Genomic DNA, 9,715 nt, shown 5'->3' on the forward strand with positions numbered 1-9,715 from the left:
CTTTATGTTGTTTGTTGATGAGCGATGAGATGGTCGCGGTGGCTAGCCGTTGTAAAACAGGATGTAGTTCACACCGGCCTGCTGGGCAGCAGTGAGCAAGGGTTGCAGTGCTGGCGGGATGGCATCGAGCTCCATGGCCAGGTTCAGGGTGAACTCATAGGCGGAGTCATCCTTCACGCCGACATGTTCATGGGAGGCCATACGCTTGACCCATTGCCATTCTGGTACCAGGTCAGCGTCATCGTAATCGCCGATGATGGAACTCATGGCGACATCCAGCATCTGCATTACCGAATGGCCTGCCAGTGAGTCAGGTGTTGCAGGGATGGTGTTGGTCATTACATCGCTCCTTGTTGTCTGGGCTGTGGGTTACAGCTGATTGATAACCGGCTTGCAATTAAGACGGTCCAGCAGATGCAGCGAACCGTACTGGGCTACCAGTCGGTCTATGGCCATCTGGGCGCAGGCCGTTCTGCTGGGTTTATTTTCAGGTATGGCGTAACGAGCAGTGAGCCAACCGCCGAGCAGCGCAATGCGGTAGCCACTCGGGATGTGGGTGAGGGACGTTCCTATTCCCCTCCCGTGAATGAGGAAGGGCACTGCCTGTCCGCCGATGCCGATATCGATGCGCTGACCCTTGAGCTCGAAGGTGGTGATCTCGCCGGTTTGCGGATGTTTGCCGGGCACCTTGATGGTGATGTTTTTCGCCATTTCACACCTCCGGCTTGCGTTCAAAGTGGTGGGTCACAACGCCCGCTTCCGGGTCGATGCTGATAAACGCCGGGGCTTGCGGGTGGTATTGGTAGAGCCGCGCCAGTTCGGCACGAAACGCCTCGACGTTCGGCGCAATTACATGACTGGTATCCCCCTCGGCGTAAGTAAAGGTCTCCAGCTTCTCGGTGTTAATCCAGATGCCAAAGTACCAGGCGTCTTCCTCGGTGTCGTATTGCTGCCAACCTTGAGCCAATAGCGTGCGGTCGTAGTAATAGCGGTCAGCCTGATGGCTCCCCCGGTCGATGCGGCAACCCGTCACGGTGAGCTCAAACTGGATACGCCCCGCTTGGTGAGCCTTCTTGACCCGGCGCAGCAGCTTGAGGGCCTTGGCTCTGCTACGGCCATTACCGAGCGGTTGCGGCTGCCTGGCCCGTAATGCCAGATGGGTCATTATCTTCGGCGCGGTGTTGTGGTTGAGCTGACCGATGGCAGTGGTGATCTGCCGAGCGGACAGAGTCTTGTAATCACGTAGGTCGTGCATGGTGGGGTTTCCTTCAAATGCAAACAGCCCCTCGGCGTGAGGGGCTGTGAGAGGTCTTGTGTGTGCTGGTGGCCGTGGCTCAGGTGTGACTACTCCAATCCGGCTTGTCATTACTACCATGGTTGACGTAGGCCCCGACAATTACCCGTTGCCACTCGCCGACCGGCTGACCCACTGCATTACAGGCGCAGCGAAAGCGGGCGAAGTTAATCTCTCGCGGCAGGTACTCGCGCATATCGCGGGGACTGACAAAGAGCGAGGTTTTGTGCAGCACCGGGTTGGGCGCAACCAGTGGCCCGCCAATACGTCGCCCCTCCACATCGTGGGCATAGGCAAAGCCCGGCAGCATCAACTGCTGACTGATGAGCTTGGCAAGCCCTGGATGGGCACACATGGCCTCTGCCACGGCGGCCTGGCTAAAGCTGTCGGTAAATTCAATCATGGGTGATTCTCCCTTTCAGCAGGTGAACGGTAGGCCGCTGCCAGCAGCGCAAACTGTTCGACCAGGTAACTGATGCTGATTCCCAGTTCATCACTGACCCCATCACCCAGACGATGATGCAGGTGTGCCATGTCATCGGCGATACGCTGGGCTATATGGGCCGTTGAGCTCGGTGGTGAGCTTGTCACTGTCAGAGTGATGGAAAGGTTCATCACATCTCTCCCCAAGTGGCTTGCTCCCACAGTGACAGTCGAGTCAGCACGTCTTGCGCCAGCGCTTGCTGTAACTGCTGTAGTACCTTCACAAGCCGAGGTGCCTGCTCAGGGCTCCCGCTCCATTCACTCGATTGGTACAGGGCGCAGCAGGTGAATTTGTAGAGGGCAACCAGCTCGCTATCGGTGAGTGGTGCCTGGTGGTAACTGTGGGCAGGTTTAATCTGTCCCAGCTTGGTCGAGCAGTGCTGGCGTGGTTCCTTCTGCTCTTGCTGGCGTCCTAACTGATAGCGATGCCAGACTGCCCGCCGGTTGGCGAGCATCATCAACCGTACCAGCCGGTCTACCCGCCACGTCCAGGTACTGGTGACATCCATTGGCGAGTTCCACCAGAGGGAGCGCAGCAGCTCAAGGGTGTAGTGCGGTGGCATGGGGGCATTGCAAAAACGGTGTAACTGAACGGCAAAGGCAAGGTAGTCCTTGCGATCGATCATGAAAGCAGACATGGGGATGACTCCTTGAAATGCAAAAGGCCACCTGTAGTGAGGTGGCCTTGTTGGGGGGATCGGAATATCCGGATCTTGGTGTTGGACCTAATGATCCGGGTTTGGGAATGCTGGCGTTATTCGTGCGCCTGCTCTGTGCTGGGGAGAGCCGCATCGAACAGGATGGCGTAGAGTGCACCATCAATGCCGTTGACGGCATCGTGATGCGGGTAATAGGGCGGCGTGTCTCGGGATCGCTCAAAGTAGTCACCAAAGCAGCTGAGACACTCGCGGATCTCGATGGTGGATCCCTGCAGCAAGGTCTCTTCAAAATGCTTGGCATAGGCCTCGTCATCATGTGCCTTGGTGACGGCCTTCTCCAGCAATGTCAGCGCATCCTCGTTGCAGGCGGCTGCTAGCCTATGGCGTAGCTTCTCGAGGGTTTCCTCAAGGGAATAGGGATTGGGTAATCGCATGGTGTTTATCCCTTCTTGGCTCGGTTAAGGGCGTAGCTGATGGAGCAGTGCATCAATGGCCTCGACACAATCGCTCTGGGTGAGCTGATAGCCGTTAGGCAGGTGAGCCACGATGGCAGGCTCGGCCTGCATCTCGACGTTGTCTGCAAGCCAGCCGCGCAGCTCGAGGAGGATGTCGAGGGTGGTGAGGTGTGACTTACCTAGGGTTAGAGTCATAGCTGACCTCTTTCGGCCAGCGAGACCACGCCCTCGGCACCGACCACCAGATGGTCGAGCAATCGCACATCGACCAGCGCCAAGGCCTCCTTGAGGGCTTGGGTAAAGACCCGGTCAGATTGGCTGGGTTCAGGGTCACCGCTTGGGTGATTGTGCACTGCGATGATGGCCCCGCAGTTGAGTATCAGGGCCCGCTTGACTACTTCCCGTGGGTAGATGCTGGCGCTGTCCAAGGTGCCGCGAAACAGTTCCTCAAAAGCCAGTACGCGGTGTTGGGAGTCAAGGAACAGTGCACCAAACACTTCATGCTCCCGGTCCTGTAGCAGGGTTTGCAGCCGCTCGGCGGCCTCGGTGGTGCTGGTAATGGCGGTGCCTTTGGCCAAGCGCTTACGGGCAATCTGGTTGGCGATACGCAGCAGGTCTTGTTCGGTCACGGGTTCAGTGACGACATAAGTGCCGGGGCATTCCCCGGCTTTCAGCTTGTGATAACGCATAGTGGAATTCTCCAAATAAACAAAACCCCGGCACGCATGAAGCATGTCGGGGTTAAAGGTAGAGCGGTTGTTGGTTCACTTTGAGGGTAGTTCAGTTGGTCTTGGTGGCGGCTTCTGCTCCTGCTCAGGCTGTAGGGGCACGCTTCACCGGCATCAGCAATCCGGGGACCTGCAGGGTGAGCGGCATAGCGAGCGCAACGCTCAGCCGTTCCGCCAGCTCATAGGCTTGGCCGATAGTGTCGTAGTCAGCTATCCAGGTAGCCAGCGCCAATCCACTGGCTTCTACCGCTCGCAAGTAAACGCCGTAGCCGTGCACGGGCAGGGCGCTGCCCCGAACCACTTGCGTCTCGCCATTACGATTGATGGCTTCAAGTTCAACGGCTACCGGTTGTTTTGGCATCTTGTGCCTCCTCTTGGGGTAAGGGGTCACTCTCCACACGATAGCCGTGATGGATGCAGGCACGCTGCAGGTCACTCATAAAGCTTCCCAGCACGCGGGGCTGCTCAGAGAGTGGGACGGCTCCTGCCTGGCTGCGCCAGAAACAGCGACGCTTAGGGTCCACACAGATTTCATCCACGGGCTGGCTCATGGTGTGCCAGTCCTCGGCATTGGTGAGGGAGAGCAGTTGCCACTGCACGCCAGACCAACGCACTTGCAAGGTGACTGTGCGGGCTGGTGGGCTATCCGGTGTCAGGTGCAGCAGCCAGCGCTGACTACTGCGGGTAGGGGTTATCTTGGCGTTGGCGGCAACTTGTCCCAACCATTGACGTGAGTAGTGGGAGAGCGCTAATTCTTGGCTCATCGTGTCCTCCTAATCTCCTGCGACCGTGACGCTGAAACACTCCAACCGGCAGCAGGCAATGAAGTTGCTCTGCCAGATATCGAACAGCTCCCGCGCTTCGGCCAGTCGCAGTGGTCCCCAGCCCAACATGGTGTGTTCCCCATCGAGGAAGTTGAAATCGAGCTCTTTGCAGAGCTCGGCATCCTGGGCGAGCCCTTGGTAGCTGAAGTCGGTGACGTAATCGAACAGCCAGCCATCGAGCCCGCGGATCAGGCGGATCTCGACCGGGTGCACGCCGCCTTGCTCGGCGCTGTAGCCGGGATTGCGAAAGTTGAAGGTCAGTTGGGTTAAGCGCTCAAGATTGAGCTCGGTTTTAGCGACTTCCTGGTTAAGCTGAACCAGCAATGCTTGTGCAACGGGCATGGCAAAGCCGTCCCGGAAAAAGGGAATGGTCATGGTGTACTCCTTGTGGGGGTTAATCTTGGCCGAACAGCTCGCGCATTTTTTTGGCAACACGGGCACGGATCTGTTCATCAATAAAGGCGGTAATACTGGCGAGTGCCGCACTTAGCACCGCGATGTCATCGGTGAGCCCCATCGGCAACACGTCCGGGATCGCATCGATCGGTGAGATAAAGTAGGCCAGCGCACTGTAGATCAGCAGTTTGGCCCAGAGCGGTAAGTCATCCTTCTGGCTGGTGTAGTAGAGCAGCAAGCAGGTCTCGATAAAGGGCCGACCGGCACGTTTGGCAAAGGCCCAGAGTTTGTGCCAAAAGCCTGGGTGATCGAACGGCTCGCATTCAGGGGGAATGCAGGGGGGCATAGTGTGTCTCCTTCACAGGTGGGTGAATGGCAGAAATGAAAAGAGGAGGCAAATGCCTCCTCTTGGATGGGAATGGATGTGAGCTATTGGTCCCACATCAAGCAGTCAAACTCAGGGGTATTAGTGGCGGGCAGTACAGATGCGACCTCTTTGGTTGGCAGTGCCAGTTGCTTGCCGTCAGCCGTTAAAATGCTGATCGACTTGGCCTTGCGCAGCTTGCCCCACATGTCGAAGAAATTGTTCTCACCGACACGGGACTCGGTCTCATAGGGCGCATCGTATTGGCTGCCATCGACGATGATGGTGAAAGCCTGCCCAGCATAAGAGCCGTACTCCTTGCCCTGCACGGTAGCCGTCATGCTGACCTTGCGGGTGTCATTACAGGCGATATAGAGGTTGTTTTGCTCGTTGACCACCGCCGTGTATTCGCTGGTGCCCTGACCCCAGCCACTGCTCCAGCGTCCGGCCTCGCCATACGCAAAGGCGTTGCCGCACAGCAGCAGTGCTGTTGAGGTAATGAAGAGTTTTTTCATCCCTGTGACTCCTAAAGGCTCAAGGATTTAGATGAGCCATTAACGTGGTTATTTTTTGTAAAGCACGCTGAGTGAGTTATCCACCAAGTGCTTAACGATTTCATAGTCTGGATTGTAAGTGGCGAGATTATGTGCCGCGATAGTGACGGCAGATGCGATCCCGGCTAGACCGGTAATACCGCCAAAGACGCTGGCCCCTGCTGCGGCGATCCGACCCTTGGTATAGACCCGGCATTTCAGCCCAGCAGGTTCGATGCTGTTTTCAAGTTTTGTCACAGCGGCGCTCATTCGCCCCGATAGCCCCACGACTTCGAAAGATTTTCGTGCACGGATCAGTGAGGTCAGCTTGTCAGTACCCAGATCTTCATAAGTCAGTCTTTCCATGTTTTGTGTCCTTGGTCGTGTAGTAAGAGCGTCTTATGGAGCCCACCTGTTGCGAGTTAGTCACGATGGTTTATTGGCTGAGGGCCTCGCATCCGTGTCAAATCAGCATCAATTGCTGTCTGGTGGACTCATTAAGTCTTTAGTCTACCTTTTGAGTCCTTATCGTCAATGGGTCCATGGTCAACCATAGAGGTTGACTGGAGGACCCATGACAGATATCAACCTTGAGCTGTTAGCCAAGAGCGTTGGCAAGGCGATCAGCCACAAGCGTACTCAAGCCGGATTCACGCAAGAGCATGTGGCTGAACACCTCAATATCGGCATGGAAGCCGTCTCCCGGATGGAGCGGGGGATTGTGGTGCCGACCGTGGTGCGGCTGGCGGAGCTCGCTCAACTGTTTGGCTGTGAGCTGGCGGATTTCCTGCGCGAGACCAGTAACCGCCCGACCGAGCAGGGCATTGTGCTGAGCCAGCAACTGGCTCGGCTCGATGATGCTGACCGAACCCTGTTGCTGGAAACGGTAGAACGGTTGGTGGAGCGGTTGGCGCGTCCCAGCTGATCATCCACCATTCACTGGGGAGGTTATGGGTTCCCTTTCCCCAATTTATTGGTGAGTGGGCTCCTTCTTGGTTGCGGCCTCTGTGACGCTATGGTTGCTTGGCTTTGCGGTGCGTTACGCGAGGTAGCCGCCTCTGCCCCTGCGTTTCCATTCGCCGTCTCGTCGCTGTTGGCTTCGGGATAGAACTCCTCCAGCAGCATCGGCACCTCTTCATCGATATCCTCAAATTGGCCATTGCGCAGCAGGTCGCGAGCGGCCTGCTCCATCTGGTCGATGGCGAGCCCCGCCTCTTGATCACGCCGGGCGGCCTCCAGTGCTTGCCTGACTGCCTCAGTCAGGTTGGTTTCTTCCCGCAAGGTCAAATCCACGTAGTAGACCGGTGTGCGGTACGACTGGGTGGTGCTCTTGGCCCGCAACCGCAGGGTGAGCGGCAGATAGCGGGTATGGCCCCCGCTCACTGCCTCCAGGTACTTCAGTCGAGCCGCCAGAGTGCGCACCGAGTTGTAGCCGGTGGTGCGGAAGATAAAGCTACCCAGCTCATCCCCTTGCCCCTCCACAAACAGGTTCAGTCGTCCGTACAGCTTGCAGCCCTGTTGCCCTGCAAAGGCGCAGCGCTCTGGTCCAGGGCAGCTGACTTCCTCCATGCCTTGCGCCCCCACACGTCTCGCCACCTCCCCATTCCCGACACAGAGCGGCCTGCCGGTTTGCCGGTCAAAGGCGCTGTATTCCGCCCGCAGATTCAAGTCGCTGTCGTTGAACAGCACCCTCACTGGAATGGCGCGGATCTTGGTCTGCTCCTGCCCTTGGCCACTCTTTTGCGATGAGTAGTGTTGATGCAGGGGATGGAGCAACCATCCCCCCTTGTGCTGTATCTGGGTGGTGAGGGTGAAGCTGTCGTCCTTCTCCGGTACCCACTTATCCTGTTTTTGCACCAGCTTGCCGATGCAGATCCGCCCGATCACGGGCGGGGTGATCGCCAGTCCTTTGATCATGGTGTTTGCCTCAAGGGTTGAATGGTGAAACGGCGCACGCCGGGCACCGGTTTGACGTAACGGGTGAGCAGGTCGGGATGATCCTGACCGAGCTTTTCGAGATCCGGTGCTAGCCGGTCTTTGCTGCGCTTCCAGGTGATCTTGCCATCGGCAAACAGCCCGGCTGTCGCTTCACCCAAGGTCGCTTGCAGCCGCTGTTTGAGTTGTGACTCCTGCAGCTCGACAGCTTCCTTTTGCTGACGTAAGCGCAGTAGCTCCCCAAACAGCTGGTTAAACTCGGGAGAATCCGAGAGATCCAGCGTCTGACCATCATCGCGGGGAAAGAGCCAGCTCAGGGCATTGGCGGCATCGCTGGAGCCGTCAGGATCGGGCTGCTGGTCTTGTTGCACCATCTGCCAGAACTGCGCTTCCCGCTCGGTGAGATCCTGGATCTTCTCCTCATCGCGCTCGATGCGGTAAATCCGAAAATCCTGGCCGCCGATCAGCACTGCCACCTCAGCCCAGGCATGGCCGGTAACCGCCAATTGATGCAGTACCTGACACTGATAAGCCACCGGCACACCTTCCTCCCACTGGGGGGCGCTGTGATAGCTGGCGGTCTTGATCTCCAGAATGCCCGGCCCATCGGGATGGCCGACTACCTCCCGATCGAGGTTGGCGAGCATGAAGGGTTGCTCGGGGTGTTGCAGCACAGCATTGACCCGTCGCACACGAAAGCCGGTGCGTTTGGCATAGACCTGCGCTAACACAGGCTCCAGCTCAATGCCCCACAGCACGGCTTCCTTGTGTGAGATATCCTCCGGCTCCTTGCGACCGGTCTTCTCCAGCCAGAGGCTGAGCGGGCATTTGTAGGGGGAGAGCCCCACTGCGACGGCGGCATCGGAGGAACCAATGCCGAGTTTACGGATAGCGAGCCACTGCTCGCGGGTTAAATAACTGATCCCAATAGTGCTACACCTTCGCTGTACCATAGCCATTCCCCGGGAAAGGAGACACGGTATCCATGAAGTGTTTCACTTGGGCCAGCAGGCTGGCCATTCCTCTGCATTGATGATTGCGCGTGATGGTTTCATGTAACTTGTGCCACAGCCGTTCGATGTGATTAACCCAAGGGCTGTAAACTGGCTGGAACACCAGGCAGAACTTGGGGTTCTTCTTCAACCATCGCTCGGTCTGTTTGCTTTTGTGAATGATGTAGTTATCGAGGATCAGTGTGATGGTTTTGGCTCGTCGGTAGTGGCGACGCAGCTTTTCCAGCATGGCGATAAACAGCGATGAGTTTTTCTTTATCCCGCTGACGTAAAGTACTCTTCCATTGCCTGCATGGAGAACGCCTGCCAGGTAATGTTTGGCGTTCTTTCCAGGTGTGACAACCCGCTTTTGCTGCGCTCTGAACATCCAGTCGGCCCCTAATTTGGGATTAAGGTCTATATCGACTTCATCCTCATAAAACACCGGATTATCTGCATCACAGCGGGCCAGTGCCGCGTCGATATTAGCCATTTTCTCCTGATAGGCAGGGTCTTTTATCCGCAAGGTCGGCACGGGCCTTCGCCAGACAATGCCCATATGCGGTAACCATCGGCGGAGCGTGGAGGCTGCCATATTGAGCCCCATTAACCGATTGATTTTGATAGCCAATAGTTCGGTACACCAACGGCTGCGCTGATAACCAAAATCTTGCGGAGAAAACTGCATGAGCAGCACCAGTAAGGTGACAATCTTGGCGACAGGTAAGATCGGGGCACGGCCAGCCGGTAAGGCTTCTAACGCCCCCACACCTTCATCCCGATACCACCGAAGCCAACGGCCGATGGTCGAGCGAGCAGCGCCGGTAAGGTGATGAACATCAGTGATCGTGCGTCCTTCATGTAACAGCAAGATGGCCATCAAGCGACGAGCATGCCCTTTATCACGCGTGGCATGGATGATTTTGTGAATGCGGCGCCGTTGTGGTCGTGGCAGGGGTGGTAGGATAGGCATCAACTCAGTCCTTTTGGTGTGGCTTGTTTTGTTTCGCGCCTAATGAGATCGCACAAACTGGACTGAGTTCCCTTCTTCC

General features: G+C 57.0%; 19 protein-coding genes. 1 reads left to right on the plus strand and 18 read right to left on the minus strand.

Annotation, left to right across the window (positions count from 1 at the left end):
• Nucleotides 1–42: 42 nt before the first annotated feature.
• The 15 genes from PG899_RS15350 to PG899_RS15420 all read right to left on the minus strand — a co-directional run bounded on the left by PG899_RS15350 (nt 43) and on the right by PG899_RS15420 (nt 6,102).
• Nucleotides 43–339, minus strand: coding sequence for a hypothetical protein (locus PG899_RS15350; protein WP_024945029.1), 297 nt, complete (start codon nt 337–339; stop codon nt 43–45).
• A 30-nt stretch (nt 340–369) separates the two neighbouring features.
• A complete protein-coding gene (locus PG899_RS15355; protein ID WP_024945028.1) occupies nt 370–711 on the minus strand; it encodes a hypothetical protein in 342 nt (113 codons plus the stop codon).
• 1 nt (nt 712) lies between these two features.
• Nucleotides 713–1,255, minus strand: coding sequence for a hypothetical protein (locus PG899_RS15360; RefSeq protein ID WP_024945027.1), 543 nt, complete (start codon nt 1,253–1,255; stop codon nt 713–715).
• Nucleotides 1,256–1,334: 79 nt separating this feature from the next.
• Complete coding sequence (locus PG899_RS15365) at nt 1,335–1,697, minus strand: hypothetical protein (RefSeq protein WP_024945026.1); 363 nt, start codon at nt 1,695–1,697, stop codon at nt 1,335–1,337.
• Nucleotides 1,694–1,909 (minus strand): hypothetical protein, encoded by a 216-nt coding sequence (locus PG899_RS15370; protein ID WP_043851135.1) that lies wholly within the window; start codon nt 1,907–1,909, stop codon nt 1,694–1,696. The genes PG899_RS15365 and PG899_RS15370 overlap by 4 nt, the downstream gene beginning before the upstream one ends.
• The gene (locus tag PG899_RS15375; protein WP_024945025.1) at nt 1,909–2,415 is read right to left on the minus strand and encodes a hypothetical protein; all 507 of its coding nucleotides are present in this window, start codon (nt 2,413–2,415) and stop codon (nt 1,909–1,911) included. Before PG899_RS15375 ends, PG899_RS15370 begins: the two co-directional genes overlap by 1 nt.
• Before the next feature lie 116 nt (nt 2,416–2,531).
• On the minus strand, nt 2,532–2,870 hold the full coding sequence (locus tag PG899_RS15380; protein ID WP_024945024.1) for a hypothetical protein: 339 nt from the start codon (nt 2,868–2,870) through the stop codon (nt 2,532–2,534).
• 24 nt (nt 2,871–2,894) lie between these two features.
• Nucleotides 2,895–3,086, minus strand: a complete 192-nt coding sequence (locus PG899_RS15385; RefSeq protein ID WP_024945023.1) for a hypothetical protein — start codon at nt 3,084–3,086, stop codon at nt 2,895–2,897.
• On the minus strand, nt 3,083–3,580 hold the full coding sequence (gene radC / locus PG899_RS15390) for a RadC family protein (protein WP_024945022.1): 498 nt from the start codon (nt 3,578–3,580) through the stop codon (nt 3,083–3,085). The genes PG899_RS15385 and radC overlap by 4 nt, the downstream gene beginning before the upstream one ends.
• A gap of 124 nt (nt 3,581–3,704) precedes the next feature.
• Nucleotides 3,705–3,980 (minus strand): hypothetical protein, encoded by a 276-nt coding sequence (locus PG899_RS15395; protein ID WP_042048606.1) that lies wholly within the window; start codon nt 3,978–3,980, stop codon nt 3,705–3,707.
• Nucleotides 3,955–4,383, minus strand: coding sequence for a hypothetical protein (locus tag PG899_RS15400; protein WP_058395398.1), 429 nt, complete (start codon nt 4,381–4,383; stop codon nt 3,955–3,957). The genes PG899_RS15395 and PG899_RS15400 overlap by 26 nt, the downstream gene beginning before the upstream one ends.
• 9 nt (nt 4,384–4,392) lie before the next feature.
• Nucleotides 4,393–4,818, minus strand: a complete 426-nt coding sequence (locus PG899_RS15405) for a DUF2787 domain-containing protein (protein WP_043852261.1) — start codon at nt 4,816–4,818, stop codon at nt 4,393–4,395.
• Nucleotides 4,819–4,837: 19 nt separating this feature from the next.
• Nucleotides 4,838–5,185, minus strand: coding sequence for a YkvA family protein (locus PG899_RS15410; protein WP_043852260.1), 348 nt, complete (start codon nt 5,183–5,185; stop codon nt 4,838–4,840).
• A gap of 83 nt (nt 5,186–5,268) precedes the next feature.
• Nucleotides 5,269–5,718: a hypothetical protein gene (locus PG899_RS15415; RefSeq protein WP_043852259.1), complete on the minus strand. Its 450-nt coding sequence runs from the start codon at nt 5,716–5,718 to the stop codon at nt 5,269–5,271.
• 48 nt (nt 5,719–5,766) lie between these two features.
• Nucleotides 5,767–6,102: a hypothetical protein gene (locus tag PG899_RS15420; protein ID WP_025202118.1), complete on the minus strand. Its 336-nt coding sequence runs from the start codon at nt 6,100–6,102 to the stop codon at nt 5,767–5,769.
• Between the two features lie 208 nt (nt 6,103–6,310).
• On the opposite strand from PG899_RS15420, the gene PG899_RS15425 reads away from it, so the two are divergent.
• Nucleotides 6,311–6,661, plus strand: coding sequence for a helix-turn-helix domain-containing protein (locus PG899_RS15425; RefSeq protein WP_043852258.1), 351 nt, complete (start codon nt 6,311–6,313; stop codon nt 6,659–6,661).
• A gap of 23 nt (nt 6,662–6,684) precedes the next feature.
• On the opposite strand, the gene PG899_RS15430 is transcribed toward PG899_RS15425, so the two are convergent.
• The 3 genes from PG899_RS15430 to PG899_RS15440 are packed head-to-tail and all read right to left on the minus strand — an operon-like array spanning nt 6,685 to nt 9,636.
• On the minus strand, nt 6,685–7,653 hold the full coding sequence (locus tag PG899_RS15430; RefSeq protein WP_058395397.1) for a recombination directionality factor: 969 nt from the start codon (nt 7,651–7,653) through the stop codon (nt 6,685–6,687).
• Nucleotides 7,650–8,624 (minus strand): YqaJ viral recombinase family nuclease, encoded by a 975-nt coding sequence (locus tag PG899_RS15435; protein WP_270697467.1) that lies wholly within the window; start codon nt 8,622–8,624, stop codon nt 7,650–7,652. The genes PG899_RS15430 and PG899_RS15435 overlap by 4 nt, the downstream gene beginning before the upstream one ends.
• Complete coding sequence (locus PG899_RS15440; protein WP_157160652.1) at nt 8,605–9,636, minus strand: IS630 family transposase; 1,032 nt, start codon at nt 9,634–9,636, stop codon at nt 8,605–8,607. The genes PG899_RS15435 and PG899_RS15440 overlap by 20 nt, the downstream gene beginning before the upstream one ends.
• Nucleotides 9,637–9,715 lie beyond the last annotated feature (79 nt).

Source organism: Aeromonas sp. QDB39 (assembly GCF_027707585.1).
Classification (GTDB): Bacteria; Pseudomonadota; Gammaproteobacteria; order Enterobacterales; family Aeromonadaceae; genus Aeromonas; species Aeromonas hydrophila.